The sequence below is a fragment of the Pantoea sp. X-Soil-OKNW-556 genome (genome assembly GCF_059730695.1).
Map to the genome: position 1 here is coordinate 1,766,594 of NZ_AP035990.1, position 25,600 is coordinate 1,792,193.

The following is a 25,600-nucleotide window of genomic DNA, read 5'->3' on the forward strand; positions in this document are numbered from 1 at the left end:
AGGGAAAATTAACGTGTACCGCGATAAGCCGGATACCAGCTCACGAGGAAATGACGCAGATGATCAAAACACCATTCGGCATCTTCCGCCTGCTGGCAGTAGTAGCGTAGGGTGACTTTTTCATAGTGCAAATGGCGTTGATGCAGGGGTGACCAGCTCCAGTCAAGCACTGCGCGCGCATAATTAACCAATGCGCCACCGGCCATATTGTGTTGCTTCTCCTGGCGGGAGAGATAGATTTCAAAGGCCTGATCGAGAGCGAGAGCCTCGTCCTTGCTGCTGGCCGAGTAGAGGGGGCGGAAAGCCACATCAATAAAACCGCACACCCCATCGTCACGCTGCTGCCAGTCACAGGCCAGCGTCATAAACTGGCCGTCCTGTAAATTCACTTCTTCCAGCAAACGCCGGAGATTGGCGGAGTGCTGACACACCGCAATCTCTTCAATGCGGTCAGTCTCCAGGGTGAGATCAATGCCGCAGGGGTTGACTGAACCATCCGCATTGGCGGTCGCGGGGAAGGGAAATTCGATGTAGCCGTTATTATCCAGACTCTTTTCCATGACCCAGTCTCTCAGCTTGACGATTTCTGACAATAAACACGGCTTACGGGCATGTCCAGGTGATCATGGTGTTTTGATACGGATTAATCAGGCGGAACTGTTTATCCGACAAACGCTGGGCGTAATAGCCCTCGCGGGTCACCGCCGAAGGGACGTACTGAAAGCGATCGTTTGAGTGGAGGGGGCCACTTTTTACCATGACGCCATCTTTGCTGACGGAGAAGGCGCTAACCAGGTCGAAAATACGTGCTTCGGTGTTGCCCATCGCCTGACCATAAATGGTAGCGACTTGTCCGGGACAATCTACCCCTTTTGGGGCAGAACTACAGCCTGCCAGTAACAATAAGGTGAGTACAACGGTAATTCGCAACATGGTCCTGTTCCTGGTTCGATCCCTGGTTTGCCGTGGCACGAAAACTCTCTTGAATGACCACGATATGCTGATCATAGCAGGTCTGGCGCCGCTTCCCATTTGCTATTTGCGTAATCGTTAAGCGATGAGAATGTTAAGGGGGTGACTTTGCTAGCAGATAAACGTTATTCTTGCCACTCTTGCGCGATGGACCAGCCTAACCGGGGGGAATGAATGAGAGAAGAACAAGCCAGTCTAATGATTCTTCAGCATGCGATTGATAAGCTTGAAGCTGAACAAAAGCAGCAGGTGATGAACTGTGTCGCGGCAATTCGCGCAACCATGCAACAATTTAATCCTGATGATGCCGGTCTGGCGTTGATGTTAGTGGCGGCTGAAGTGGCCGCCGAAGAGTAGTCCTTAGCGATTCATTTCTCCTGACAACCAGCGGTGGATAATGCGTACGATGTATTGCTGCTGGTCTGTCGATAGCGGCTGATGTGCCGCAATACCATGCCATTTTGCCAAACACCCTCGACAGCAGGTTGCGGTCGCGTGTTGGGCGATAAACACCGGATGACCTCGCATTGGCGTCTGTTTCCCGTCGTTTTGTGGCTCAGCATCCGCCAGGCGACGCGCAATAAAATCCGCCGCATGCTGGCCGATTATCTCCGGCCCTTTATCCAGGCAATACTGCCGCTCCTTTGGCCCCAGGTGAAAGCGACTGCGAAAGGTCGATTGTGCCAGGCGAGCAAAGAGCGCGTTTTCATCTCTCATAACGTCCTCCTGGCGCGATCATAGCGCATTAGTCCTTATCCTGGTTCAGTTTCCTGTTACCTGTGCTAAACCTGACCCTGAGTCCAAAAGGAGGATGAGATGAAAAAAACACTGTTTCTGATTGGTACTTTTAGTCTGGGCCTGCTGCTGGCCGGTTGCGCATCTGACCATGTGATGCACACCAATGATGGTCAAACCATTGTCACCGAGGGTAAACCGGTGGTTGATAAAGATACTGGCATGATTACTTACAAAGATATCTACGGTAAGGAGCAGCAGATAAATCAAAGCCAGATCAAAGACATGTCTTCAGTCGATAATTGATTTTTCCTCGCCAGAACCTTGCGGCCCGCCTTTAGCGGGCCATCCTGCGCCGCACGCTTTTATTTTGTGATACCCTCTGCAAAACCCTAATGAAATCATTACCTAACCTCAGCGGAGAATCCAATGAAGGCGATAGCTATTGTCGCAGGTTTGCTGGCGTGCCAGATTGCGCCCGCCTGGAGTGAAAGCGAATTCCAGATCGCCTGCCCGGGCCGCCCAACCATGACCGTCTCGCGCGCCGAGTATGGCCTCAGCATGCTAATGTGGCCGACACACCATTTCCAGATTGCTGCGGGTCAGCAACGTACCCATTTGCAGGACGGTGATCCGGTGGCGATTACCCGTTTCCGTAATGGTGATCAGTTAATGGTGAATAAAAACAATGGTGATACCTTTTTCGTTTATGCTGACAGCGATAAGCTGGTGCCCTGCAATCGCACGGAAAAGCGCGATATTGATATCCTCTCGCTGGAGCGTTACGACGATAACCAGCATCCGCCTTCATAACATTGCTGCCACAAGGAGTCGACTATGCAACTTAAGGTCACGGAAAGCGTCACTCATCAGGATCTCGATGAGGTTCGCCTCGGGCTGAATGCGTTTAACAGCCGCTTTATCAATGTCGATGAAATCAAATCGATTGGCGTGTTTGTTACCGATACCGACGGGAAAAAACTGGCGGGACTGACCGGATCCACCAGTGGCAACTGGTTGCGTATTGATATGCTATGGGTCAGTGACGCGCTGCGCGGGCAGGGAGTGGGCAGCAAACTGATAGGCGCTGCGGAAGAAGAGGCGCGCGCGCGCGGCTGCTGTTATGCTCAGGTGGATACGGCCAGCTTCCAGGCACGACCCTTCTACGAAAAGCTCGGTTACACCTTACGCTTTAGCCTGGATAACTATCCACGGCATCATCAGCGCCACTATCTCAGCAAAACCCTCTGATTAACCAGGCGGCCGCTGGCGTAAATCCAGCGGTGCCTGTTCTGCTTCGTCGATCGCCGCTAACCAACTTTTCAGCGTCATTTTCTGCCATGACAGATGGCCGCGGGTGGTGCTCATCAGCACCACATCCGGGCGTAATGAACGGTAGAGATCGAGTGATTGTAATAATTCAGCCGGATTGCTTTCCGGTACCAGAACGCTAATCCAGCGATTATGTTCGCGCGTCAGCGTATCGCCAACAAACAGATAGGTGCGACCCAGCGGCGAATGATAAAGGTAGCTGCTGCTGCCTGGGGTATGTCCTGGGGTAGGAAGCAGATGGAAATCACCAAAGTGGACCTCCTGCTGGCTGAAGGTATCATCCGGCTCAATGATCAGGCTGACCGGACCGAGCGCCCGGTTGTGGCAATATAACGCGCTGTTAAAGCGCTGCTGAATCATCAGCGCGCCGGGAGCAGCCTCATGCCAGTGGGTAAGATAATGACGAATCACGCCACCCACATCGGCCAGCACCTCATGATCGAGCTGGTTTTCGACCCGACCAATCAACAGGTTGCCGCGCGGATGGCGCAACATAAACCCATGCATCATCAGGTCACTTTCCGCATTGTCTGCGGGAAATTCGGGTGTGGAGATCCACAAGTCCTCGTAAAGCGGCTTCAATGTCGGTCTCCTGCGGCAATGCCGTTAGCGCAATGTCGGGTGGCCGGTAAAGGCGAACTGGGCTTCTCCGTGCTGAATCTGCAAACTGGTGCTAGCGCCGAGGGGAAGCGTAACGGTGTCAGCGCCGTGACCAAAGGCCAAATCGCTGATCACCGGCAGTTGATACTCATCCCGCACGCGTTGCCAGACGCTCTCGAAATTGAAACCATTGTCGTAATCCGACAGGGTGGTACTGGTGAAGCTGCCGGTCACGATGGCTTTTTGCCGTGCCAGAATGCCGCTTTGATGCAGCTGAATCAGCATGCGTTCAATGCGGAACGGATGTTCGTTAACATCCTCGATCACCAGAATGCCGTCTTCAATCTGTGGCAGCCAGGGGGTGCCAATCAGCGAACAGATCATTGCCAGATTACCGCCCCACAAGGTGCCCTGCCAGCGGCCTTCATCCGGGCTGCTGCTGCGCCAGTGTAACTTGACTGTAGGTGAAGTCAGCGCTTGCCAAAAGTGCGAAACGGTAAAATCAGATAATGTCTCTGCGCCGAAATTACCAGCCAGCATCGGCCCACTGAAGGTGATCAACCCGGTTTGCGTCAGCAGTGCCAGTTGCAGCGCGGTAAAGTCACTGTGGCCGCACAAGGCGACCGGCTGATTCAGCAACTGGCGCTGTAGACCCACATAATCGACATTATCCAGCAAACGCGATGCGCCATAGCCGCCACGTACCGCCAGCACGATGTCCGGCAAGGTGCTGAGTGAGGCCAGTTGATTGACGTCATCCAGCCGCTGCTGATCGCTTCCCGCAAAACGCTGAAAGCGACGGGCGATGGCGATTTGATTGTCGATATGATGGCCTTCTGCCTGTAAACGTGTCACGGCGCGTTGGGCAGCATCCTGATTGTGGCAATAACCGGAAGGGGCGATCAGACGTATCGAACGGGGGGCAACCATATTCTCATCCTGTGTGGGTTGGCTTGCCGATGATGACGAAATGCGTTACGGAAGTCACGACCTGGCAAGTTTTTTTACGAATTTAGGACAAACGGTAATTTTACCCTGCGGCAAGCCAGGTATGATAGGTTGCGCCGAATCTATTGCGGAATCCAACATTCAGTGAAAATCCGACTACTTATGCTCTCTGCGTTATTGCTGGCGGGCTGTGCCAGCGAACCGCAGACCGTGGTAACACCAGAGAAGAATACACCTTTAACCCAGGCTCCACCGTCAAAACTCAATGACGCCTGGTCAATGTTTACTGAAGATGCCGCCAGTCATTATGGCGTTGATGAAAAGCTTATCAGCGCCATTATTAGTGTCGAATCAGGGGGTAACCCCAGCGTGATCAGCCGATCAAATGCGGTCGGACTGATGCAGATCAAAGCCTCAACGGCGGGCCGTGCGGTGTATCGCGCCCAGGGCCGTCGTGGTCAGCCCACTTCATCCGAGTTACGCGACCCGGCAAAAAACATCGATATTGGCGCGGCCTATATCCGTATTTTGCAGGAATCGGAATTGGCAGGTATTCGTGATCCGCTGACTCTGCGTTACGCCACTATTGTTTCCTATGCTAACGGTGCCGGCGCGCTGCTGCGAACCTTCTCACGCGACCGCGATCGTGCCATTGCAATGATCAATGCGATGACGCCGGACGAGTTCTATCAGCACGTACAGAACAAACATCCGGCAGCCCAGGCGCCGCGCTATTTGTGGAAAGTCACCACCGCGTATCGCACCATCAGTTAATCCCGTAGCGGCGCGATTTATCGCGCCGCTACGGTTGGCTTACCCCTCCACCAACAACCTTGCGGTGGGATAATCCACAATCAGCACCTTCACATAGCCCCCGCGCAACGCACCACGAATAGCCTGAGCTTTCTCCTTGCCACCCGCCAGTGCTACCACCTGCGGGCAATTTTTCACCTGTGCCAGCTCCATACCAATCACCGGATCTTCAGCGGTGTTCAGGACGGGCTGCCCATCAGCGTCAAAGTAATGCAGACAGATATCACCCACCGCGCCACGTTGGGCGAGGGTGCGTAACATCTCTTCATCGTAGTAGTTGCCGGAATTACGCAACAGCGCGGAAGGCTCCAGATCGCCAATGCCGACAATCGCCAGATCCACCTGCTCGAATTTCTCCAGCACCACGGCAACATCGGGATTCACCGACAAGCGCTGACGGTCCTGCACCGAATGTTCAATCGATTGTGATGGCAGCAGCCATGCCGGGCAATTTAACAGCGCCGCGAGGTTCTGTGTCAGGATGGTAGCCTGAACATTGCCGTTGGTGCCGACACCGCCGAGTAACTGAATCACCCCGCGACAGGGCGCGTTAAGCGGATGCAGTGCATCCACCATTGCCCGGATCGTCCCGCTCCAAGAGGAGATGCCGATCAACTCATCGGCACGTAAACGCGTTTCCAGATAGTGCGCAGCAGCCGAGCCAATCGCCTGTTTAATCTGTAAGGCGGAAGCCTGCTCCGGCACATCGACGACGATCGCCTGCGGAAGCTGGTAAGTCTGCTCGATGGCTTTCTCCAGCTCGGGAAACACATTCGCGGGCGGGACCACGCTAATCTTTACTACGCCTTCCTTTACGCTGCGATTGAGAATGCGTGAAACAAAGGATTGCGACAATTTCAGTAGCTGTGCGATATCCGATTGCTTCAACCCTTCAACATAATAAAGGGTAGCAATCTTCACCATCAGCCGCTGTTCATCCTGTTTTGCCATGATTTATCCCTCTCCAAATCTGCCTGGTATTGTTAATCAGCCGGTCATAAATAACAACGCTGAACAATTTGTGATCGTTTTCGCTTTTTCAGGATCCGGCATTGGACGGCATCCTCGTTGGGGTGCATAGTCATTATGCATATAAAATCGCATTTGAATATATATTCAAGCGGAGAAAAACCAATGAAAGCATCCCTCGTCAAAGTTACCCTGCTGGCTTCACTCCTGACGTTATCTGCGGCCTCACAGGCGGCAGATAAGGGCCTGCTGGCCATTATTACCCCGTCACACGATAACCCCTTTTTTAAAGCCGAAGCCGATGGTGCGCAGGCAAAGGCAAAAGCGCTGGGCTACACCACGTTGGTGGCCTCGCACGATGATGACGTCAACAAACAAAACCAGTTGATTGAAACCGCCATCGCGCGCAAAGCCAAAGCGATCATCCTCGACAACGCCGGGGCGGATGCCACGGTAGGGCCGGTACAGAAGGCTAAAGATGCTGGTATCCCCACGTTCCTGATTGACCGCGAAATTAACAAGACCGGCGTGGCGGTGGCGCAAATCGTCTCCAACAACTATCAGGGTGCTCAACTCGGTGCGCAGAAGTTCGCCAAGCTGCTGGGCGGAAAAGGGGATTACGTTGAGCTGCTGGGCAAAGAATCTGACACCAACGCGGGTGTGCGTTCACAGGGCTACCACGATGTGCTGGATGACTACGGCGACATGAAGATGGTGGCGCAGCAGAGTGCCAACTGGAGCCAGACGGAAGCCTTCAGCCGCATGGAAACCATTTTGCAGAAGAACCCGAATATCGTCGGCGTGATCTCCGGTAACGACACGATGGCGCTTGGCGCTGAAGCGGCGTTGAAAGCCGCAGGTAAAACCAACGTCATTGTGGTGGGTTTTGACGGTAGCGATTACACCCGCGACTCGATCCTGAATAAAGGCAATATCAAAGCCACGGTGCTCCAGCCGGGCTGGGATCAGGCACAAATGGCGGTGGAGCAGGCGGATTATTACCTGACGCACGGCAAAGCGCAGAAAGAAGAGAAACAGCTGATGGATTGCGTGCTGATCGACGACAGCAATGCCGCGAAGCTGAAAAACTTCCGTCTGGCGCAGTAAGCGGGAGTACGGCATGAAGGGCAGAGCGACAGGCGTAATCATCATGGCGGCACTGGCGTTGATGCTGACGGCGTGCACGGTGGTGGATCTCGACGCAAACGGCAATCCCATCATGCCGAAAGATCCCCACGCCAAACCCGGCTATACCAATCAGACGCCGCAGCAGATCGCCGAGGAGAGCTGGCAAAGTCGGGTGGCACAGCCCGCAGAAAAACAGGCGCTCAGCTGGGGCGATATGGAAACCAAAAGCCATACGCTGAAAGCGGGCACCAGCGAAAGCGTGTTTGTGCGCGCGGGCGGCACCGTGACGGCACTGGATAGCAGTAACGATCGTGAGCGTGTGCTGACTGTCACCGTCAACGGCAAACCGGTCAAGGTGCTGATTGGCCCGGTGTTGCGTAGCAACGCCATCCGTGATGCCGCCGGTTTCCGCTTTGAGGAGTTCACCAATCAGGTGCAGTACGCACAGCTGACCAAAGCGTTAAACCGTCATGCGGTGAAACAACTGCCCACGGTGGACAGTAGCTGGCAAGGCAAACCGGTGCAGATGTTGCTGGCGGTGACGATGGGGCCGGGCACGGTCGATGAAGTGGTGGCGATCCAGCTGCAACAGGGGAATGGATGATGAGCGACGAAATTATCCTGCAAGCGAATCATATGTCGATGCTGTTTCCCGGTACCCTGGCGCTGGACCGCGTGGATTATCGCGTCTGGCGTGGCAAGGTCAACGTCATCATCGGCGAGAACGGCGCCGGTAAATCGACGCTGATGAAAATTCTCGCGGGCGTGCAGCAACCGACCAGCGGCGAAATGTTTCTTAATGGCCAGAAGGTGGTGTTCCACAGTACCCGCGATGCGGCCCGTCACGGTATCGGCATGGTGCATCAGGAGCTGAACCTGTTTGAAAACCTCAGCGTGGCTGAGAACATTTTTCTCGGCCGCGAGATTCAGCGGGGTATCCGTCCGATCAATGAGGCTGAACAGGCGCGACGCACCGCCGCGTTGATGCAGCGCCTCGATCAACCCATCGCGCCACAGGAGAAAGTGGGCAATCTCAAGGTGGGTCAGCAGCAGTTGGTGGAGATCGCCAAAGCGCTGGCGGAAGATGCCGATATTTTGATCCTCGACGAACCGACCTCGGCGCTGAGTAAAACCGAGGTGGAAATCCTGTTCCGGGTGATTCGCGAACTGACGCGTCAGGGCGTCTCCATTATCTATATCTCGCATCGACTGGAGGAGTTAATGGCGATTGGTGATGTGATCACCATTCTGCGTGATGGACGCTTTCAGGCCGAAGCGCAGGTCAGCGATATCGATGTGCCGTGGATTGTGCGTGAAATGCTGGGTAGTGAACCGGTCAGCAATTTCCTCCCCGCACATCGGCAATTCGGTGCGGCAGTGCTGGAAGCGGAGCACATCACCTGCGTCAGCCCGAACGGCAATACGCTGGTGGATGATGTCAGCTTCCAGGTGCGTGCCGGGGAAATTGTCGGCATTTATGGCCTGATGGGCGCCGGTCGCACCGAATTGTTTGAATGCCTGCTCGGCAGCCAGCGCAACTATCTCGGCAAATTGTGGCTCGACAGCAAACCGCTACCCACGCGATTGCCTACCGCTGAACGCATCCGCATGGGGATGAGTCTGGTGCCGGAAGATCGCAAACGCGCGGGCATCTTTCCTATCTCGTCGGTGGCGAGCAACCTGACCATCGCCAGCCTGTGGCGTCGTCTGTCACATCGCATGGTGATTGCGCAGCAGGCCGAGCGGGAAGCGGTAACCAGTACCGTCGGCAACCTGGCGATCAAGGTGTCGTCACCGGATGTCGCTATCAGCGCGCTGAGCGGGGGCAATCAACAAAAAGTGGTGATTGGCCGTTCGTTGCTGACCAATCCGCGCCTGCTGCTGCTGGACGAGCCGAGTCGCGGCATTGATGTCGGGGCTAAAGCGGAGGTGTTCCGCATGATGGTACGGCTGTCGGAGCAGGGTATTGCGGTGCTGTTCTCCACCTCCGACCTGAAAGAGATCATGGCGGTGGCTGACCGTATTCTGGTGATGTCCGGCGGCAAACTTACGGCCGACCTTCCGCGTGCAGAAGCGGAAGAAGCGGCGCTGGTTAAAGCAAGTGCACAGGGGTTCTCGTGATGAAAAGCAACAGTGCCGTGGCATTCGCCGCGCAACCCGCAAAAGCCGTTACCTCTCGTGAAGGCCTGATCCTGCTGTTGTTAAAACTGCGCACCTTTATCGCATTGTTTTTGATTGTCGGGTTCTTTTCGGCCACGGTGCCGGATTTTCTCTCGCTCGGCAGCATGGTGATTATGGTGAAGCATATCGCGATCAACGCCTTCCTGGCGCTGGGTATCACCTTTGTCATCATTACCGCCGGTATTGACCTCTCCATCGGTGCCACGCTGGGCCTGTGCGGCATGATCGCGGGCTGGTTGATCACCAAAGGGATTGTGTTGCCAATGTTCGGCATCGCCATTTTCCCCAGCGTGTGGGTGATTGTGCCGCTGGTGCTGCTGGTCGGCGCGTTAATCGGCGCGGCAAATGGCTGGATTATCACGCGTTACAACGTTGCGCCTTTTATCTGCACCCTCGGCACCATGTACATCCTGCGAGGCGCGGCGATGCTGACGTCCGGAGGTGAAACCTTCCCTGGGCTTCAAGGGAATCCACTGCTCGGCAACACCGGCTTTGACAAAATCGGTGCCGGTTATTTTCTCGGTTTGCCCTGGGCTATCTGGATGATGATCGTGCTGGCGTTGGTGATTGCTTACATTGCGCGACGGCTGCCCTTTGGCCGCCAGGTATATGCCATTGGCGATAACGAACGTGCCGCAGAACTCTCCGGGGTGAAGGTCAGGCAGGTAAAAATCTGGGTGTATACCTTGTCCGGGTTCTGTGCAGCGATTGCCGGGATTGTGGTGTCCTCGCAGTTGGTTGCCAGCCATCCGGCCAACGGTACCTCCTTTGAAATGAACGCCATCGCGGCGGTGGTGCTCGGCGGCACTTCACTGGCAGGAGGACGCGGTACCATCCTCGGCACGCTGGTGGGGGCCTTTGTCATCGGCTTTCTCGCCGACGGCTTAATCATGATGGGGGTCAGCGAGTTCTGGCAGATGGTGATCAAAGGTATCGTCATTATCGTCGCAGTAATCATCGACCAGATGCAGAGCCGGATGCAGCAAAAGGCCGCCGTGGTGGCCCAGAAAGCGCTGATTGAAGAGGGAGGCAGCGGAACGAAGCTTTAATCGGTTGGGGCGCAGACGGCATTTGTCTGTCCCCCTTTTTTTGCTATGCAGGAATATATATTCAGTAACGATTTAAAATTCAGAGGTAACCATGAATCCTTTCAAATACTCTGTGGACGAGCTGACCGCCAAAGCGCGCGCGGTGCGTCGTCGCATCATCCAGCTCAACGCTGGTAGCCCGGCGGGTGGACACACCGGGGCCGATTTGTCGCAGGTCGAAATCCTGACGGCGCTCTATTTTCGCATTCTCAACTGCGCGCCGGACCGCATCAACGATCCGCAACGCGATATGTATATCCAGTCAAAAGGCCATGCGGTGGGTGGCTATTACTGCGTGCTGGCTGAAGCCGGTTATTTCCCGACGGACTGGCTCCCCAGCTATCAACATTCCGACTCCCATCTGCCGGGTCATCCGGTGCGACAAAAAACGCCGGGCGTGGAGCTGAATACCGGCGCACTCGGCCACGGATTGCCGGTGGCGGTGGGCATCGCGCTGGCCGCGAAAAAAGATGGCAGCAACAGAATGGTGTATGTGGTGACCGGCGATGGTGAGCTGGCAGAGGGCAGCAACTGGGAAGCGGCGCTGGTTGCGGCCCATTATGGCCTCGATAACCTGGTGATCATCAACGATAAGAACAAGTTACAGCTGGCAGGGCATACCCGCGACATTATGAATACCGATCCGCTCCCTGAGAAATGGCGCGCGTTTGGTTTAGAGGTCACGGAATGTAATGGCAACGATATGGCGGCAGTGGTGACAACGTTGGAAAACCTGCCGCGTAACGGCAAACCGCAGGTGGTGGTGGCCGATACCGAGAAAGGCTTTGGTATCTCGTTTATTCAAAGCAAAGCTGAGTGGCATCACCGGGTACCGAAGGGAGAAGAGATCGCTCAGGCGCTGGAGGAGTTGAAAGATGAGTAACGCACAACACCTGGCCAATGTCATGGTCAATGCTTTTATCGATGCGGTCAATCGCGGTATTGATCTGGTGCCGGTGGTGGCGGATTCGACCTCCACCGCCAAAATCGCCCCCTTTATCAAGGCGTTTCCGGATCGGCTGGTCAACGTCGGCATCGCCGAACAGACGCTGGTTGGCACCGCGGCCGGGCTGGCGATTGGTGGCAAAGTAGCGGTGACCTGCAACGCCGCACCCTTCTTGATTTCACGCGCCAATGAACAGGTGAAAGTCGATGTTTGTTACAACAACACCAACGTCAAATTGTTTGGTCTGAATGCCGGTACCAGCTACGGCCCGCTCGCCAGTACCCACCACAGCATTGATGACATCGCGATTATGCGTGGTTTCGGCAACATCGAAATTTATGCGCCATCCTGCCCGCTGGAGTGTCGTCAGATAATCGACTACGCGCTGGATCATGTTGGACCGGTGTACATCCGTCTGGACGGCAAGGACTTGCGCCAGCTGCACGATGACAGCTACCAGTTCCGTCCCGGCAATATCGATGTCTTGCGCAGCGGAAAAGAGATTGCGCTGGTGGCGATGGGGTCGACGGTGCATGAGATTGTCGATGCGGCTGAGCAACTGCAAAGCCAGGGAATCGACGCAGGTGTGATCGCCATTCCATCGATTCGCCCTTGTGATACCCAACAACTGCGCGAACTGTTAAATCACTATCCTGCGGTGATTACCGTTGAGGAGCACAACGTCAATGGTGGCGTCGGTAGTCTGGTGGCTGAGGTGCTGGCGGAAGGGGGATGTGGCATTCCGTTATTGCGGCTCGGCATTCCCGATGGGCAATACGCGATTGCGGGCGACCGTGCCTCAACCCGTGCGCGACATAGCATCGATGCGGCCAGCGTGGTGAAAAATGCGCTGCGTATCTGCACAGGAGAGTAAACATGGCAGGTCCGTTAATTCTGGCGATCGATGAGGGCACCACCAACGCCAAGGCGATCGCCGTGGATCGCAGTGGCGCGGTGGTGGCGCGCGGCAGTCAGCCGCTGGCACTCAACCATCCTCAGCCTGGCCTGGCGGAGCAGGACCCTTTAGCCATCTGGCAGGCGGTGAAACAGGCGGTAAGCGACTGCCTTGCGCAGTGCCACGGCGAGCCTGTGGAGGCGGTGGCGATCAGCAACCAGCGTGAATCGGTGTTGATCTGGCAACGGCGCGATGGGCAACCCTTAACCCCGTTGGTGAGCTGGCAGGATCGCCGTTCCGAATCGTTCTGTCGTGACTTACGCCAGGCGGGAAAAGCACCGCGTATCACCGGCCTGACCGGGCTGGCGGTGGACCCGATGTTTCCCGCGGCCAAGCTGACCGGTATGCTGGCGACCTTGCCGGATGGTCTGGCGCGTGCGCAGGCGGGGGAGTTGTGTATTGGTACGGTCGACAGTTGGCTCAGTTGGCAGCTTACGGGCGGCAAATGTTTCGTCACCGATCATGCCAACGCCGCGCGCACCCAGTTGTATAGCCTGCACAGTGGCGACTGGGATGATGAATTGTTGGCGCTATTTCACATTCCCCGCGCGGCGCTGCCGGTCATCGTGCCGTCGGCCAGTGCGCAGGGGGAAGTGGCGATTGAGGATATCCCCGGTTTGCCACCCGGCACGCCGCTGCTGGCACGCATCGGTGATTCCCACGCCGCGCTTCAGGCACAGCGTAGCGGTAGCGAGGAAGTGGTGAAAGCCACCTACGGCACCGGCTCCTCGTTGATGATGTCGATGGCGACACCGTTACTGACCGAAAATGGCCTGAGCACCACGGTGGCGTGGCATGATGGCGCTTTACGCTTTGCCTTTGAGGGCAACATCACCCATACCGGCTCGGGGGCAGCCTGGCTGGGACGGATGATTGGCATCAGCGACCCGCGTGAGTTGACCAGACAGGCGCAAAGCACTGCGAGCAACCAGGGTATCTATTTTGTCCCGGCGCTCTCCGGCCTCGGCGCGCCCTGGTGGGATCTGCAAGCGCGCGGCATGCTGTGCGGTTTGACCGATGCGGCAACCCCGGCGGTGCTGGCACGCGTGGCGCTCGAATCCATTACCTTTCAGATTGCCGATGTGTTTTTTGCCATGCAGCAGGCGAGTGGCGTGCAGCTTCCGGCCCTGTGCGTTGACGGTAGCGCCACGGAAAATAGCTGGCTGATGCAGTTGCAGGCCGATGTGTTGCAACGCCCGTTGCGCCGCGTACCCACTCCCGAAGTCTCAGCGCTGGGAGCCGCGTTGCTGGCCGGACGCACGCTGGGCTGGTGGCAGCAGGGCAGTGACATGGCGGCGTTACAGGGGGGAAGCGTGATCTATCCACGACAGGAGCAGGCGCAAAGCATGCAGGAAAATTATCAGGGATGGCTGGCAGCCGTGGCACGCTGTCGTTACCAGCCTTGACTGGAAGGTGCGGCCTGAGCCCTCACCCCAGCCCTCTCCCGCCAGCGGGAGAGGGAGACGTGCAATCTGCCCGAACTGTTCCCTTCTCCCGCTAACGGAAAATGTGCTCGATCAGTTCCCTCTCTCGCTTGTGGAAATTGTGCTCGATCAGTTCCCTCTCTCGCTGGCGGAAATTGTGCTCGATCAGTTCCCTCTCCCGCTGGCGGGAGAGGGTTAGGGTGAGGGGGAAAGCAGCCAATGCAATACTACTGAAACCGACTCGCCTTATCACGCGCCAGGCGCTCCAGCGCAAAAATCACCTGCTGTAGCTGGCGCTCCTGCACTGGCTCAATGGCGGTAAAACGGAAGCTTAGCCGGGGTGTCACGCGGGTTTCATTCTTACTGGTAATGGTGCTGCGCTCACCGATGTGCAGCAGTTGTGCCGTCACCTCAAACTGACCATATTCGCCCAGTTCGACGCGCAGTTTCTTAAAGGTGTCGCCGCTGTTTAAATCTTCCGGCAGTTTTTCATCCACCAGCACCCCAATGCCACCCAGTGACAGATCCTGCAAGCGAAAGCGTGCTTTGTTACCATCCGGCCATTCACTGTGGCACCAGAAGACAGGCTCCATCGGCGCGTTAACACGGAAGAATTCACGGCGTTGAATTTGCCACACCAGCTCCGGCAGGGCAGCGGCAAAGGCAGGCAACCCCTCGTAGTCCACCTTCTGCAAACTGCTCAGACTGAACTCGACTTTTGCCCCCTGAGTCTCAGCGGCGATGTTGACTTCACCACTCCGCAAAGCCATCTCATTATCCTGGCTATGGCTACCCAGATCGAAGATCACCTGATCTTCATCGGCCGCCAGCATGCGGCTGATAAATTGTCCGCGCGAGAAGTTCACCATTAGCGGGGTCTGGAAACGTAACAGGTCCTTCATTACATTCAGAACGGCCAATGTACCTCGTTTAATATATTGTTCTTTATCGGCTTCTCTCACGTCCTGCTCCACTATCCGATCGTTACTATCACGCGTGCGCGGCTTTCCGTCAGTTATCGGTACATGATAAAAAAGCTTTAGCCTGCTAACTATTATTTCCCGTTGCGTTTGTGCAGCAGCTCAAAATATTCCGTCTATACTTAGCGCTGTGAACACCTTGATTAATAAAGTAAGGAGCAACAAATGGGTATTCTTTCATGGATTATTTTTGGTCTGATCGCCGGGATTGTCGCTAAATGGATTATGCCGGGTAAAGACGGTGGCGGATTCATTATGACCGTGGTTCTCGGCGTAGTGGGTGCGGTGGTTGGTGGCTGGATCAGTACCCTGTTTGGCTTTGGTAAGGTGGACGGATTCAACTTCGGCAGCTTCGTGGTGGCGGTGATTGGTGCCATTGTGGTGCTGTGGATTTATCGTAAAGTGCGCAGTTAACCCATCCGGTTTCCCTGAAACCCGTCATCTGGCAGCAGATGGCGGGTTTTTTACATTCCACGCATGTTGCTGGCGCACTTGGCAGGTAAGTTGGCGTATTTTGCCAGCCAGCGTCTCTCTGGCAGCGTTATACTGAAAAAATGAAACGTAACCAAACTTTTGCGCTGGATATCGGGTGGCAACCGCTGCTCAGGGACATGGGGATTTCCGCTCACCATGTGCTGCGCCGTGCGGGACTGCCGGAAGACAGGTTTTCCCATCAGGATCGCGGGCTGACGTCCGATGAATATTTTCGCTTCTGGCGTGCGATGGCGGCGGAAGCTGGTGACGAGCTGTTTCCACTGCGCATAGTGGCTGCGGTATCCGCCGAATCTTTCAACCCGCCGCTGTTTGCGGCCCTGTGTAGCGCCAATCTGATGCAGGCGGTTCAGCGTCTCGCAAAATATAAGCAGCTGGTAGCACCAATGAGCCTGACGGTGGAGGTCGGTCAGCAGGGTGAGTTGACGGTAGCGCCACGTTGGCTTGAGTTACCCGCTGAGGTCCCGGACTCACTGCAAGTGGCTGAGATCGCCTTTTTCCTGAGATTAGTTCGGCTGGCGACGCGTGAACCGGTCCGGGCGTTGCGGGTGGTCCTCCCGTCAGGCCATAACATCCGCGGTTTCGAGCACTTCTTTGGCACTGCGGTGCAGCAGGGCAAACACCCCACCATTGCCTTTGCTGCGGAAGATGCGTTACGTCCTTTTCTGACCGTCAATGACGGCATGTGGCGGGTATTCGAGCCGGATTTGCGCCGTCGATTGAGTGAGCTCGATATGACGGCCACGGCGACCGAGCGAGTGCGCGCTGTGCTGCTGGAACTGTTACCTGGCAATACGGCCACCATTGATAATGTCGCTGCGCGTCTGTGTATCAGTGCGCGGACCTTGCAGCGCCGCCTTGAGACAGAAGGCGAGAGTTTTCGTGCGCTGGTGAATATGACCCGCGAAAGCCTCGCTCGTCATTATCTCAGCAACACCACCCTCTCCAGTGAAGAGATCGCTTTTCTACTCGGCTTTGAAGACCCCAACTCTTTTTACCGTGCATTCCACGGCTGGACCGGGCAGACGCCTGATGGTGTCCGTAGTGCGATGCGTTGAGTAAAGCCTGGCGCTTTTTGCAAGCAATCTGGCGCTTTTCGCCAGAGAAATGCCTTCACCCATTACCTACACTCTCCCGCTAACAAAGTGGCTAATCCTGGCCGCTTGGCTCTTGCGTTTTCGTTTAAGGAAATCTGTTATGACCACCAAAGTTGCTCTCGTCACAGGCGCTTCTTCCGGTATTGGTGCAGCGACCGCGCATCGTCTCAAAGCCCTGGGTTTCACGGTATATGCTGCCGCGCGCCGTGTTGAACGGATGCAAAATCTGGCCGATAGCGGTGTTCATGTCCTGGCAATGGATGTGACCGATGATGCATCGATGCAGGCGGGTATCGCCCGGATCATCGCCAGGTCAGGACGTATTGACGTGTTGGTGAATAATGCCGGTTATGGCTCGTACGGCGCGGTGGAAGATGTGCCGTTGGACGAGGCGCGCGTGCAATTTGAGGTCAATGTGTTCGGTGCCGCGCGCTTATGTCAGTTGGTGCTGCCGTACATGCGGGCGCAGCGATCGGGCACCATCGTGAATATCAGTTCTATGGGGGGCAAACTCCATACGCCACTCGGTGCCTGGTATCATGGCACCAAGTTCGCACTGGAGGCCATCAGCGACTGTCTGCGCATGGAAGTGCAACCTTTCGGCATCGACGTAGTGGTGGTTGAACCGGGGGGAATTCGCACTGAGTGGGCCGATATTGCCGCCGACAAGTTGCGCGAGGTTTCTGGCCAGGGAGCTTATGCCGGGCAGGCGAAGTCGATGGCCGAATCGATGGGTGGGGAGGCGGGCCGTAAACGTCTGTCTCCGCCAACGCTGATCGCCGACACCATTGCCAGAGCGGTAAAGGCACGCCGCCCCAAAACGCGCTACGCCGTCGGTTTCGGTGCCAGACCGTTGCTCTTCCTGCGTCGCTGGTTATCTGACCGTGCGTTTGACCGCTTAATGCGTCTGGCAACCGGGGTATCGCGCTGATTCAGACCGCATCTGATGATTTCAGCAGATGCGGTCGGGGCATCAGAAATCGTACCCGATGGTCGCTGTCACGGTGCGTTCCGCGCCGCGGTAGCAATAACCGGTGCCATAGCAGGCGGCGAGATATTTACGATCGGTCAGGTTATTACCACTGACCTGCAACCATGCACCTTTCAGGCTGCTGTTCCACGCGGCCAAATCGGCACGTAATGACGCATCAAACAAGGTCACCGAAGGCAAACGCGTGGTGTTTTCGTTATCCGCCCACTGCTTACCAATGTACCGCACGCCAGCTCCGGCACTCAGACCGTAGTCGAACTGATAATGACCCCAGAATGACGCCATGCTGTTGGGGGTGACATACGGAGTATGGCCGTCGTTGCCATCAACAGAATCTTTAAAGCGCAGATGGTTCAGCGTATACCCGGCGATGGTGCTGAAGCGTGGCGTAATCTGGTTACGTGCTTCCAGCTCGATACCCTGTGAATGGACCTTGCCCGATGGCGTATAGGTGCCGGAAATCACATCACGGTTGGCAACATCATTCTGCGTCAGGTCGTACACCGCAATCGAATACATATCGCGTGTGCCAACCGGCTGATACTTCACGCCGGCCTCGTATTGTTCAGAGGTCGTCGGTTTTAGCTGGTTGCCGTAGGGGTCGGTCAGAGAAGCAGGGGTGATGGCCTGGCTCCAGCTGACATACGGGGAGAGTCCATTATCGAAGGCGTACAGCAGGGCGGCACGGCCACTAACGTGATCATCCTGGCGGCGGCTGGTGCCATTTTCTGAAACGATGCGGTCATAGCGGCCAGACAGATCAAGGTGCCAGCGGTCCAGTTGCAGTTCATCCTGCAAATACAAACCGGTTTGATAGTAACGACGCGTCTCAGCTGTCCAGTCGTAGTCCGGCATGCTGCCCACTGCGACGCCGGTCCACGGATTGAGTGAGCTGGCGTAGCCGCTGGCGCTGAGAATATCGTTCTTATAACGATGATATTCCGCCCCGAGAGTGACGCGGTGTTGTACCGCACCGGTGGTGAAATCCGCCTGCAACTGATTATCGGTTGCCCAGGCTGACAGCGACGAACGCTCGCCAGAATAATAGCGCGTCAGCAGGTCCGGGTTAGTTGCATCCCAGCCAATCTGGTAGACCTGATCCAGATCGACATTCGAGTGGCTGTAGCTGCCGGTGGAGTGCACTGACCACACTTCATTGAAACGATGGGAAAAGTCGTAGCTGTAGATCTGCTGATGACGTTTGAACTGATCAAGCGCGCTATCGCCTTCATAAAAACTGTCGCTCAGTTTGCGGCCATTGTGACTGTAGAGCGTACCTTCGGCAGGCACCGAACCATGATAGCCGCCTGACGGATCTTTTTGCAGATAAGCGCGCAGGATCAGGCTGGTATCGTCATTGGGTTGCCACATCAGCTGCGGCGAAATGGCGTATTTCTCTTCGCGAGTATGGTCGTATTGCGTGTCGCTGTTGCGGGTAATGCCGGTCAGGCGAAATGCCCACTGATCGTTAATCGCGTTGGTGTAATCAAAGGCCGCGCTGTTGGTCGCGTTGGTACCGGTCGACAGGCGGAAATGTCCCTCTTCAGCGAATTGCGGTCGTTTACTCACCATATTCACCAGGCCGCCGGGCACCGTCTGGCCATATAACGCCGACGAGGGGCCTTTAATAATATCAATGCGATCCAGGAACCAGGGATCCACTTGCAGGATATTAAAGCTGCCGCCATCGCTCATGACGCGCAGGCCATCAAGGAAGGTGTTATCGACATCACCGCCGTGGAAGCCACGCAGCGAGATGGTGTCGTAACGGGTTGCTGCGCCGCCAAAGTTGGTAAACACGCCAGGGGTGTAATTCAGCGCCTGGTTAAGATCGGTCGCGCCCTGATCTTCCATCTGCTGGCGCGTCACCACCGAAATGGACTGCGGCGTGGTGATCAGCGGCTGGTCGGTTTTACTTGCGCCGCTACTGCGTGTCGCCAGATAGCCTTGCGTGGGGGAGGTGGCGCTCTCCTGCGGTTGTGCGGTGACCACCAGCGTATCTTCAGCAAAACTGATGCCGGGTAACGCCAGGGCCAGTGCGCACAGCACGCGGCAACGATTGAGGGTAAACAGGCAGGTCATCTTAGTTCCTTCGAAAGAAATGAGATAATAGAAATCGTTATAAGAGTGAGAATTATTATCTTTTCGATAAAGGCGTTTCAAGATGTAAATGAGGGTTTGATTAACCGGGCATTGCGTAGCGGCGCGATTTATCGCGTAATGCTTGTCAGTTAAGCCTCAGTCATGCCGGAACGCATAGCGTTTCGGCCTCTTTTTTACCGCCCGTGGATAATGCCTCTGCCTTCGCTTCGGAAGCACGAAGCTTCCTGCCATCTCCATTATTTCATTTATTATTCGCGGGATTTTTCCCGGTGCTACGGCGGGCAGGATGCTTAGCTGGCCCGTCAGATAAAGCGCGGCCTGCTTAAAGCCCATCTGATAAGGTTCCACATTCTTCAGGCTGTAAGCCATCTGCGCCATCATAAAGCGCAGGAGATTGTACGCCAGTGCAACGCCCCATAACTCCTGTCTCACCAGCTCCGGTTTTTTACTTCTCAGCGTCAGTTCATTGTTCAGTAGATGCTGTTTCATCTCCCGGAAGCCATGCTCGATTTCCCAGCGATACCCGTAAAGCTCAACGATATCCGCCTTCGGATAACGACGCGCATCGCACATCGAGGTCAGGATTTGTACTGTTTTCCCGTTAACCTGCTTGCTTATCAGCCGCGCCGTCAGTGTCTCCGGCGCATCTTTCCATTTTTTGCGCGCCTGCCACGACAGGTCGAACTCTACCAGCTCGTGGCCTTTGTCCAGCTTTTTCAGAACCCGGTACTTTGCATCTTTACGCAATGGAAGCATCCAGTGTCGCCCTGTCCCGGATGTCTGCCAGTAGTGCAGCAGGCCGAGCGCATAGAAGCCTTTATCCAGTATAGTCAGTGAGTTATCGGGAGTCTGTTTCACCAGCCCGGCGGCAAGGTCAACTTCGCTGGTTTCTGTCACACTGCCAAAACTCACACCTGACAGCAGATGGCTGGTCACTTCCATCTGGCAGACCATGCGTAACTGCGGCCAGTCAGAGCGGCTGTGTATATTTGCCGTTCGTCCAAAAGCGGCATCGTTTTCCGGCGTATCGGGCGCACGCCATAGCGTGCCATCGACGGCCAGCAGGGTCAGACCATTCCAGTTCGACAAGGGTGTTTTGTCGAACCAGAGCTGGCGGGACTTCTCAAAAACCAGACGAACAACATCTTCACCGAGTCGCTGACGCGCCTGCACCACGGCGCTGGGCGCGACAAAAGGACGTTTACCCGGTAACACGATATCCAGATGAGAAACAATCTGGTTCATGGAAAGCGAACGAAACAGGGACATGCCGGTAACAGCCCAGACCATCATATCCATTGGGAGGCGGCGTTTTCGCAGAGTCACGACACCGGTATCAACCAGACATTCATCAATGAGTTCGGGTGAGAGCAGATCGGAAAGCGCAGAAAATTCTTTCGGCGTAAAGTTCAGGACGGTATCGAGAGCCTGGCTGAGTAACATAAAAAAATCCGTAATCCCCGGGAGATTACAGATTTTTGCAGAACTACAGGATCGTTCAATCGATCATTTCATGCTTAACTGATCGGCATTACGCGATTTATCGCGCGGTTTTTACCGACATCGAACGCGGAAATGCGTGATAAATCGCGCCGCTACGATGGATAAATAGCCGGATCGAATGACCCGGCCAGGAGAGAAGGATTACGGTTGTGTCGCGGTCAGCGTGGGCATATTCGGAATGTCGTGCGCGCTGTCGCAGGTTTTCTCTTTTGGACAATATTTGTCGAGCAGCATCAGGGTTACGCCGTTGGTCCAGCCAAAGCCATCCTGTAACGGATACTCGCCCCCGCCGCCACCGCCGAGTTTCGCCCCTTCCACCACGTATTTCTCAACCAGCTTATGCTCCTTGTCATAGGTCATCTGTACGTTCTGTAAAAAGCGCTGACCAATCTGCTGGGCCAGTTGCGGCTGCTTATAATGTTCCAGTCCGGTCACCGCGACCCACTGCAACGGAGCCCAGCCGTTAGGGGCATCCCACTGCTGGCCGTTATTGATGGTAGTGGTCACCAGCCCGCCGGGTTTCAGCAACTGTTTTTCCACGGCAGTAGCGGTGCGATCCGCCTGTTTATCGCTGGCGAGTTGCAGATATAACGGGAACAACGCCGCCGCCGTGAGTTGTGGATGAACCTGCTTACTTTGCCAGTTGTAGTCGGCGTACCAGCCATGCTGCTCATCCCACAGATAACGATTGATCGCCGCCTGGCGGGTTTCCGCTTTGCTGGCAAACTGCTGCGCCCGATCATTGTGATGCGCCAGCTTCTCGGCTTTAGATAACGTCTGTTCCAGATGGAACAGCAGGCTGTTGAGATCGACCGGGGCCAGTTGGCTGGTACGAATGGTCGCCAGATTGTGCGCATCGGTAAACCAGCGTGAGCTGAAGTCCCAACCGGATGCTGCGCCGGCGCGCAAATCGCGATACACCTGCGCCTTATCACGCTGCGTCGCTTTCTTCGCGGTATTCACGTCATCCAGCCAGGATTCGGTACGCGGCACATCGCGATCGTCCCAGTAACGGTTGAGTAGAGTACCGTCGCTCAGTTTAATCACCCGCTTACTGGCCTGACCGGCAGCCAGCGTGTCACTGCCCGCCATCCAGTAGTCATACTCTTTCTGTAACTGCGGCAAATAGTGGGTGTAGACGCTGTCACCGTCGTGGGACGCCAGCAGGTCGATCATCAGGCTAAAAAACGGTGGTTGCGAGCGGCTCAGATAGTAGCTGCGGTTGCCATTGGGGATATGGCCGTAACGATCCAGTTCCGAGGCAAAGTTATCCACCATATCCTGCACCCGATCCCAGTGGCCGCTTTCCGCCAGGCCGAGCATGGTGAAGTAGCTATCCCAGTAATACACCTCACGGAAACGACCACCGGGCACCACATAGGGTTTGGGCAACGGCAGCAGAGAATCGTACTGGCTGGTCTGCGGTGTGGATCGTGTCAGTACCGGCCACAGGCCATCTATGTGGGCACGCAGGCTCTGACCGGCGGGAGGCACGTATTTATCCTGCTCTTTGGGCAGCGTGAAATTGGCATCAACGAAATGTTTCAGGTCGAAGTTGCGCTGGCTTTTCTGCATCTGCCAGTCGGCGAGAATCGATGAGGGGTTATATTTCGGCACCGCATCGGCAAAGGTTTTCTGGTCCGGATAAAATTTTGCCTGTTGCACCGCATTAAAAAGAGGACCGAGACGGATATCGGGTGGCTGAGGCTGGTTGTTAAGCATACGGCCATTATCTTCGGCATGAGCCACGGCACTTCCCATCAGCAGAGCGGTACTGAGCAACAGGCGCAGATGCCCTGATGTAAATACGACATTTTTTATCATCGGTTTTTCTCCTTGTCCGAAAAGGTGGTGCGCTAACGCATTGACCACCCAAACAACTTTAGTCGCTATCACCGGGCTTAGCCGCTTATGGCACAGGAAATGTGAAGCACCTGGAATTAATCACGGAAGAAATTGCATTCGCGCTAAGTTTTTTGCTTGCCCTGCGACGCTATTTCCCTGAGGCTGAAAGAAAAAAAGGAGAGCAGTATGGAGATTATCTGGTATCACCCGTCGATGGACCCCGAGAGCTGGCTCAGTGGGTTACGTCAGCGTTTACCGCAGGCTAAGGTCCGTCGCTGGCAGCCAGACGATAATGCACCGGCGGATTATGCGGTGGTCCGTTCACCACCGGTGGAAATGCTGCGTGGACGTGCGTTAAAAGGCGTGTTTGCGATGGGCGCAGGCGTGGACGAAATTTTACAGCAACTGCGTCAGCACCCGGAAATGCTGGCAGCAGAGGTGCCGCTGTTCCGGCTGGAAGATACCGGCATGGCACGACAGATGCAGGAATACGCGACATGGTGCGTACTCGGCTGGTTCCGCCGCTTTGCCGATTATCAGCGCCAGCAACAACAGGCACACTGGCAGCAGCTCAAACCGTACACGCGTGAAAACTTCACCATTGGTATTCTCGGGGCTGGCGTGCTGGGCAGTAGCGTGGCGCAGAGCCTGCGTCAGTGGGGCTTCCCGGTACGTTGCTGGAGCCGTTCAGCGAAAACGCTTGAGGGGGTGACCACGTTCCATGACCGTGATCAGTTGCCCGCGTTTCTCGATGGCACTCAGGTGTTGATTGACCTGCTGCCAACCACGCCTGAAACCACCAACCTGATTGATCGCCAGTTGCTTAGTGGTTTGCCACAAGGGGCGTATTTTCTCAACATCGCACGAGGTGCGCATGTGGTGGAAGACGATTTGCTGGCGGCACTCAACAGCGGCCAACTGGCGGCGGCAGCTCTGGACGTCTTCCAGACCGAGCCGCTACCGGCGCACCATCCGCTCTGGTCACATCCGCATGTCACAATCACGCCCCATAATGCGGCCATTACCTTACCGCATGAGGCGATGGATTATATTGCCGGTGCCATACTTGAGCTGGAGCAGGGACAGCAGCCCACCGGACGGGTGGATCGTCAGCGCGGTTATTAATTTACTTTGCTGCCTGCGCGTGGCAGGCGGTCTGTCAGGAGAATCCGATGTATCCCGTTGATTTACATATGCACACCGTGGCCAGCACCCATGCCTACAGCACCCTGCATGACTATGTCGTGCAGGCGAAACAGAACGGTCTGAAGTTATTCGCGATTACCGACCACGGCCCGGATATGGCCGATGCGCCGCATTACTGGCACTTCGTTAACATGCGTATCTGGCCGCGCGTGATTGACGGTGTGGGCGTGCTGCGCGGTATTGAAGCCAATATCAAAAACCAGCAGGGCGAGATTGATTGCAGTGGCCCGATGCTGGATGCGCTGGATCTGATCGTCGCCGGGTTCCATGAACCGGTGTATGCCCCGCGCGACAAAGCGCATCATACCGAAGCGATGATCGCCACGATGGCGAGCGGCCTGGTGCATATCATCAGCCATCCGGGCAACCCGAAATTCCCGGTGGATATCCGCGCGATTGCGGAAGCGGCGGCGCATTATGATGTGGCGCTGGAGCTGAACAACTCATCGTTCACCCATTCTCGTCCGGGCAGTGAACCTAACTGCCGTGCTATCGCCGAAGCGGTACGCGATGCCGGTGGGCGTCTGGCATTTGGTTCCGACTCCCATACCGCCTTTACCCTCGGAAATTTCGAACATTGCCTGCGTATCGCGCGTGAAGTGGATTTTCCGGAAGATCGCGTGTTAAATGTCACGCCGCGCCGCCTGCTCGATTTTCTCGAACAGCGTACCGGCAAGCATATTGCCGAACTGGCGGATTTTTAACTTTTTTGCCTCAAGGAATTCTGTTGCATGAATGAGTTTTCCATTCTCTGCCGTGTCATCGGCTCGTTGTTCAATCGTCAGCCGCAGGACCCGCTGCTGGTGCCCCTGTTCACCTTACTGCGTGAGGGGAAATTACAGGCGCAGTGGCCGCTGGAGCAGGATGAGCTGCTGACCCGGTTGCAGCAGAATAGCGACCCACAGGCGCTGGCCGCCGACTATAACGCGTTATTTGTCGGCAGCGACTGTAGCGTGCCGCCCTATGCCTCACAGTGGCCGAATGGTGCGACCGAAGCGGAGGTGCGCGCGTTTCTCAGCTCTCGCGGCATGCCACTGAGCGACGCGCCTGCCGATCATTTCGGCGTACTGCTGCTGGCGGCATCCTGGCTGGAAGATCAGTCGGCGGAAGATGAATCTGCCGCGCAAACGGCGTTGTTTGATGACTACCTGCTGCCGTGGTGCGGCACCTTCCTTGGCAAGGTGGAGGCGCACGCCAGCACCGCGTTTTATCGCACCCTGGCGATGCTGAGCCGCGAAGCGATTCAGGCGATGCGTGACGAGCTGGCGGAAGAAGCCGGCGACGCGGAATAA

At 55.9% G+C, this 25,600-nt stretch carries 28 protein-coding genes; 18 read left to right on the top strand and 10 right to left on the bottom strand.

Going from position 1 to position 25,600, the window contains the following annotated elements:
- Nucleotides 1-8 precede the first annotated feature (8 nt).
- Both AC6I8T_RS08170 and AC6I8T_RS08175 read right to left on the bottom strand, forming a co-directional pair.
- Entirely contained in the window at nucleotides 9-560 is a 552-nt protein-coding gene (locus AC6I8T_RS08170; protein ID WP_497833698.1) for a hypothetical protein, read from the bottom strand.
- Nucleotides 561-603: 43 nt separating this feature from the next.
- Nucleotides 604-933 (bottom strand): hypothetical protein, encoded by a 330-nt coding sequence (locus AC6I8T_RS08175; RefSeq protein WP_208725269.1) that lies wholly within the window; start codon nucleotides 931-933, stop codon nucleotides 604-606.
- A gap of 213 nt (nucleotides 934-1,146) precedes the next feature.
- On the opposite strand from AC6I8T_RS08175, the gene AC6I8T_RS08180 reads away from it, so the two are divergent.
- Nucleotides 1,147-1,329: a hypothetical protein gene (locus AC6I8T_RS08180; protein ID WP_036627398.1), complete on the top strand. Its 183-nt coding sequence runs from the start codon at nucleotides 1,147-1,149 to the stop codon at nucleotides 1,327-1,329.
- A gap of 3 nt (nucleotides 1,330-1,332) precedes the next feature.
- Here the strand turns inward: AC6I8T_RS08180 and AC6I8T_RS08185 are convergent, their stop codons facing one another.
- Nucleotides 1,333-1,689, bottom strand: a complete 357-nt coding sequence (locus tag AC6I8T_RS08185) for a DUF4186 domain-containing protein (RefSeq protein WP_208725270.1) — start codon at nucleotides 1,687-1,689, stop codon at nucleotides 1,333-1,335.
- A gap of 99 nt (nucleotides 1,690-1,788) precedes the next feature.
- On the opposite strand from AC6I8T_RS08185, the gene AC6I8T_RS08190 reads away from it, so the two are divergent.
- From AC6I8T_RS08190 to AC6I8T_RS08200, 3 genes are all read left to right on the top strand, one after another.
- Nucleotides 1,789-2,013 carry a YgdI/YgdR family lipoprotein gene (locus tag AC6I8T_RS08190; RefSeq protein ID WP_013508714.1) on the top strand — a complete coding sequence of 75 codons (225 nt, stop codon included), beginning with the start codon at nucleotides 1,789-1,791 and terminating at the stop codon, nucleotides 2,011-2,013.
- Between the two features lie 123 nt (nucleotides 2,014-2,136).
- On the top strand, nucleotides 2,137-2,520 hold the full coding sequence (locus AC6I8T_RS08195) for a hypothetical protein (RefSeq protein WP_021185655.1): 384 nt from the start codon (nucleotides 2,137-2,139) through the stop codon (nucleotides 2,518-2,520).
- A 24-nt stretch (nucleotides 2,521-2,544) separates the two neighbouring features.
- Entirely contained in the window at nucleotides 2,545-2,958 is a 414-nt protein-coding gene (locus tag AC6I8T_RS08200) for a GNAT family N-acetyltransferase (protein ID WP_021185656.1), read from the top strand.
- Here the strand turns inward: AC6I8T_RS08200 and AC6I8T_RS08205 are convergent, their stop codons facing one another.
- Both AC6I8T_RS08205 and ldcA read right to left on the bottom strand, forming a co-directional pair.
- Complete coding sequence (locus tag AC6I8T_RS08205; protein WP_021185657.1) at nucleotides 2,959-3,621, bottom strand: MBL fold metallo-hydrolase; 663 nt, start codon at nucleotides 3,619-3,621, stop codon at nucleotides 2,959-2,961.
- A 24-nt stretch (nucleotides 3,622-3,645) separates the two neighbouring features.
- Nucleotides 3,646-4,569, bottom strand: a complete 924-nt coding sequence (gene ldcA, locus AC6I8T_RS08210) for a muramoyltetrapeptide carboxypeptidase (RefSeq protein ID WP_208725271.1) — start codon at nucleotides 4,567-4,569, stop codon at nucleotides 3,646-3,648.
- Between the two features lie 150 nt (nucleotides 4,570-4,719).
- Here ldcA and emtA point away from each other — a divergent pair, with 150 nt between their 5' ends.
- Nucleotides 4,720-5,361 (top strand): membrane-bound lytic murein transglycosylase EmtA, encoded by a 642-nt coding sequence (emtA, locus tag AC6I8T_RS08215; protein ID WP_152521912.1) that lies wholly within the window; start codon nucleotides 4,720-4,722, stop codon nucleotides 5,359-5,361.
- Nucleotides 5,362-5,400: 39 nt separating this feature from the next.
- Here emtA and AC6I8T_RS08220 read toward each other — a convergent pair whose 3' ends face one another.
- Nucleotides 5,401-6,351 (bottom strand): sugar-binding transcriptional regulator, encoded by a 951-nt coding sequence (locus AC6I8T_RS08220; RefSeq protein ID WP_021185660.1) that lies wholly within the window; start codon nucleotides 6,349-6,351, stop codon nucleotides 5,401-5,403.
- Between the two features lie 183 nt (nucleotides 6,352-6,534).
- Here AC6I8T_RS08220 and AC6I8T_RS08225 point away from each other — a divergent pair, with 183 nt between their 5' ends.
- The 7 genes from AC6I8T_RS08225 to AC6I8T_RS08255 all read left to right on the top strand — a co-directional run bounded on the left by AC6I8T_RS08225 (nucleotide 6,535) and on the right by AC6I8T_RS08255 (nucleotide 14,073).
- Nucleotides 6,535-7,476, top strand: a complete 942-nt coding sequence (locus AC6I8T_RS08225; RefSeq protein WP_021185661.1) for a D-ribose ABC transporter substrate-binding protein — start codon at nucleotides 6,535-6,537, stop codon at nucleotides 7,474-7,476.
- Between the two features lie 13 nt (nucleotides 7,477-7,489).
- Nucleotides 7,490-8,101 carry a DUF2291 family protein gene (locus AC6I8T_RS08230; protein WP_208725272.1) on the top strand — a complete coding sequence of 204 codons (612 nt, stop codon included), beginning with the start codon at nucleotides 7,490-7,492 and terminating at the stop codon, nucleotides 8,099-8,101.
- Entirely contained in the window at nucleotides 8,101-9,618 is a 1,518-nt protein-coding gene (locus AC6I8T_RS08235) for a sugar ABC transporter ATP-binding protein (RefSeq protein ID WP_208725520.1), read from the top strand. The genes AC6I8T_RS08230 and AC6I8T_RS08235 overlap by 1 nt, the downstream gene beginning before the upstream one ends.
- A complete protein-coding gene (locus tag AC6I8T_RS08240; protein ID WP_021185664.1) occupies nucleotides 9,618-10,727 on the top strand; it encodes an ABC transporter permease in 1,110 nt (369 codons plus the stop codon). Before AC6I8T_RS08235 ends, AC6I8T_RS08240 begins: the two co-directional genes overlap by 1 nt.
- Nucleotides 10,728-10,818: 91 nt before the next feature.
- Complete coding sequence (locus AC6I8T_RS08245) at nucleotides 10,819-11,649, top strand: transketolase (protein ID WP_021185665.1); 831 nt, start codon at nucleotides 10,819-10,821, stop codon at nucleotides 11,647-11,649.
- A complete protein-coding gene (locus AC6I8T_RS08250) occupies nucleotides 11,642-12,586 on the top strand; it encodes a transketolase family protein (RefSeq protein ID WP_208725273.1) in 945 nt (314 codons plus the stop codon). Before AC6I8T_RS08245 ends, AC6I8T_RS08250 begins: the two co-directional genes overlap by 8 nt.
- A 2-nt stretch (nucleotides 12,587-12,588) precedes the next feature.
- Nucleotides 12,589-14,073 (top strand): FGGY family carbohydrate kinase, encoded by a 1,485-nt coding sequence (locus tag AC6I8T_RS08255; RefSeq protein ID WP_208725274.1) that lies wholly within the window; start codon nucleotides 12,589-12,591, stop codon nucleotides 14,071-14,073.
- A gap of 245 nt (nucleotides 14,074-14,318) precedes the next feature.
- On the opposite strand, the gene AC6I8T_RS08260 is transcribed toward AC6I8T_RS08255, so the two are convergent.
- Complete coding sequence (locus AC6I8T_RS08260; protein ID WP_021185668.1) at nucleotides 14,319-15,053, bottom strand: flagellar brake protein; 735 nt, start codon at nucleotides 15,051-15,053, stop codon at nucleotides 14,319-14,321.
- A 183-nt stretch (nucleotides 15,054-15,236) separates the two neighbouring features.
- Here AC6I8T_RS08260 and AC6I8T_RS08265 point away from each other — a divergent pair, with 183 nt between their 5' ends.
- The 3 genes from AC6I8T_RS08265 to AC6I8T_RS08275 all read left to right on the top strand — a co-directional run bounded on the left by AC6I8T_RS08265 (nucleotide 15,237) and on the right by AC6I8T_RS08275 (nucleotide 17,591).
- On the top strand, nucleotides 15,237-15,485 hold the full coding sequence (locus AC6I8T_RS08265) for a GlsB/YeaQ/YmgE family stress response membrane protein (RefSeq protein WP_021185669.1): 249 nt from the start codon (nucleotides 15,237-15,239) through the stop codon (nucleotides 15,483-15,485).
- Nucleotides 15,486-15,625: 140 nt separating this feature from the next.
- Entirely contained in the window at nucleotides 15,626-16,621 is a 996-nt protein-coding gene (locus tag AC6I8T_RS08270; RefSeq protein ID WP_208725275.1) for an AraC family transcriptional regulator, read from the top strand.
- A gap of 139 nt (nucleotides 16,622-16,760) precedes the next feature.
- Nucleotides 16,761-17,591, top strand: a complete 831-nt coding sequence (locus tag AC6I8T_RS08275) for an oxidoreductase (protein ID WP_208725276.1) — start codon at nucleotides 16,761-16,763, stop codon at nucleotides 17,589-17,591.
- 42 nt (nucleotides 17,592-17,633) lie between these two features.
- On the opposite strand, the gene AC6I8T_RS08280 is transcribed toward AC6I8T_RS08275, so the two are convergent.
- The 3 genes from AC6I8T_RS08280 to treA all read right to left on the bottom strand — a co-directional run bounded on the left by AC6I8T_RS08280 (nucleotide 17,634) and on the right by treA (nucleotide 23,081).
- On the bottom strand, nucleotides 17,634-19,733 hold the full coding sequence (locus AC6I8T_RS08280; protein ID WP_208725277.1) for a TonB-dependent siderophore receptor: 2,100 nt from the start codon (nucleotides 19,731-19,733) through the stop codon (nucleotides 17,634-17,636).
- Between the two features lie 156 nt (nucleotides 19,734-19,889).
- Nucleotides 19,890-21,197, bottom strand: coding sequence for an IS4 family transposase (locus tag AC6I8T_RS08285; protein ID WP_303465395.1), 1,308 nt, complete (start codon nucleotides 21,195-21,197; stop codon nucleotides 19,890-19,892).
- 201 nt (nucleotides 21,198-21,398) lie between these two features.
- Nucleotides 21,399-23,081 (bottom strand): alpha,alpha-trehalase TreA, encoded by a 1,683-nt coding sequence (gene treA / locus AC6I8T_RS08290; protein WP_208725278.1) that lies wholly within the window; start codon nucleotides 23,079-23,081, stop codon nucleotides 21,399-21,401.
- Between the two features lie 207 nt (nucleotides 23,082-23,288).
- Here treA and ghrA point away from each other — a divergent pair, with 207 nt between their 5' ends.
- Genes ghrA through AC6I8T_RS08305 form a run of 3 tightly spaced genes read left to right on the top strand, consistent with a single transcriptional unit; the run spans nucleotide 23,289 to nucleotide 25,600 of the window.
- A complete protein-coding gene (ghrA, locus tag AC6I8T_RS08295) occupies nucleotides 23,289-24,227 on the top strand; it encodes a glyoxylate/hydroxypyruvate reductase GhrA (protein WP_208725279.1) in 939 nt (312 codons plus the stop codon).
- A 47-nt stretch (nucleotides 24,228-24,274) separates the two neighbouring features.
- Entirely contained in the window at nucleotides 24,275-25,012 is a 738-nt protein-coding gene (locus AC6I8T_RS08300; protein ID WP_208725280.1) for a phosphatase, read from the top strand.
- A gap of 27 nt (nucleotides 25,013-25,039) precedes the next feature.
- Entirely contained in the window at nucleotides 25,040-25,600 is a 561-nt protein-coding gene (locus AC6I8T_RS08305; RefSeq protein WP_021185677.1) for a TorD/DmsD family molecular chaperone, read from the top strand.

Bases quoted from the DNA above. Each gene is read 5' to 3' on its own strand.
- AC6I8T_RS08240 (WP_021185664.1), top strand. From the start codon at position 9,618: ATGAAAAGCAACAGTGCCGTGGCATTCGCCGCGCAACCCGCAAAAGCC.
- AC6I8T_RS08185 (WP_208725270.1), bottom strand. From the start codon at position 1,689: ATGAGAGATGAAAACGCGCTCTTTGCTCGCCTGGCACAATCGACCTTT.
- AC6I8T_RS08235 (WP_208725520.1), top strand. From the start codon at position 8,101: ATGAGCGACGAAATTATCCTGCAAGCGAATCATATGTCGATGCTGTTT.
- AC6I8T_RS08195 (WP_021185655.1), top strand. From the start codon at position 2,137: ATGAAGGCGATAGCTATTGTCGCAGGTTTGCTGGCGTGCCAGATTGCG.
- ghrA (WP_208725279.1), top strand. From the start codon at position 23,289: ATGGAGATTATCTGGTATCACCCGTCGATGGACCCCGAGAGCTGGCTC.
- AC6I8T_RS08200 (WP_021185656.1), top strand. From the start codon at position 2,545: ATGCAACTTAAGGTCACGGAAAGCGTCACTCATCAGGATCTCGATGAG.
- ldcA (WP_208725271.1), bottom strand. From the start codon at position 4,569: ATGGTTGCCCCCCGTTCGATACGTCTGATCGCCCCTTCCGGTTATTGC.
- AC6I8T_RS08220 (WP_021185660.1), bottom strand. From the start codon at position 6,351: ATGGCAAAACAGGATGAACAGCGGCTGATGGTGAAGATTGCTACCCTT.
- AC6I8T_RS08270 (WP_208725275.1), top strand. From the start codon at position 15,626: ATGAAACGTAACCAAACTTTTGCGCTGGATATCGGGTGGCAACCGCTG.
- AC6I8T_RS08285 (WP_303465395.1), bottom strand. From the start codon at position 21,197: ATGTTACTCAGCCAGGCTCTCGATACCGTCCTGAACTTTACGCCGAAA.
- AC6I8T_RS08265 (WP_021185669.1), top strand. From the start codon at position 15,237: ATGGGTATTCTTTCATGGATTATTTTTGGTCTGATCGCCGGGATTGTC.
- AC6I8T_RS08255 (WP_208725274.1), top strand. From the start codon at position 12,589: ATGGCAGGTCCGTTAATTCTGGCGATCGATGAGGGCACCACCAACGCC.
- AC6I8T_RS08170 (WP_497833698.1), bottom strand. From the start codon at position 560: ATGGAAAAGAGTCTGGATAATAACGGCTACATCGAATTTCCCTTCCCC.
- AC6I8T_RS08300 (WP_208725280.1), top strand. From the start codon at position 24,275: ATGTATCCCGTTGATTTACATATGCACACCGTGGCCAGCACCCATGCC.
- AC6I8T_RS08225 (WP_021185661.1), top strand. From the start codon at position 6,535: ATGAAAGCATCCCTCGTCAAAGTTACCCTGCTGGCTTCACTCCTGACG.
- AC6I8T_RS08175 (WP_208725269.1), bottom strand. From the start codon at position 933: ATGTTGCGAATTACCGTTGTACTCACCTTATTGTTACTGGCAGGCTGT.
- AC6I8T_RS08250 (WP_208725273.1), top strand. From the start codon at position 11,642: ATGAGTAACGCACAACACCTGGCCAATGTCATGGTCAATGCTTTTATC.
- AC6I8T_RS08275 (WP_208725276.1), top strand. From the start codon at position 16,761: ATGACCACCAAAGTTGCTCTCGTCACAGGCGCTTCTTCCGGTATTGGT.
- AC6I8T_RS08245 (WP_021185665.1), top strand. From the start codon at position 10,819: ATGAATCCTTTCAAATACTCTGTGGACGAGCTGACCGCCAAAGCGCGC.
- AC6I8T_RS08280 (WP_208725277.1), bottom strand. From the start codon at position 19,733: ATGACCTGCCTGTTTACCCTCAATCGTTGCCGCGTGCTGTGCGCACTG.
- AC6I8T_RS08190 (WP_013508714.1), top strand. From the start codon at position 1,789: ATGAAAAAAACACTGTTTCTGATTGGTACTTTTAGTCTGGGCCTGCTG.
- treA (WP_208725278.1), bottom strand. From the start codon at position 23,081: ATGATAAAAAATGTCGTATTTACATCAGGGCATCTGCGCCTGTTGCTC.
- AC6I8T_RS08230 (WP_208725272.1), top strand. From the start codon at position 7,490: ATGAAGGGCAGAGCGACAGGCGTAATCATCATGGCGGCACTGGCGTTG.
- AC6I8T_RS08180 (WP_036627398.1), top strand. From the start codon at position 1,147: ATGAGAGAAGAACAAGCCAGTCTAATGATTCTTCAGCATGCGATTGAT.
- AC6I8T_RS08305 (WP_021185677.1), top strand. From the start codon at position 25,040: ATGAATGAGTTTTCCATTCTCTGCCGTGTCATCGGCTCGTTGTTCAAT.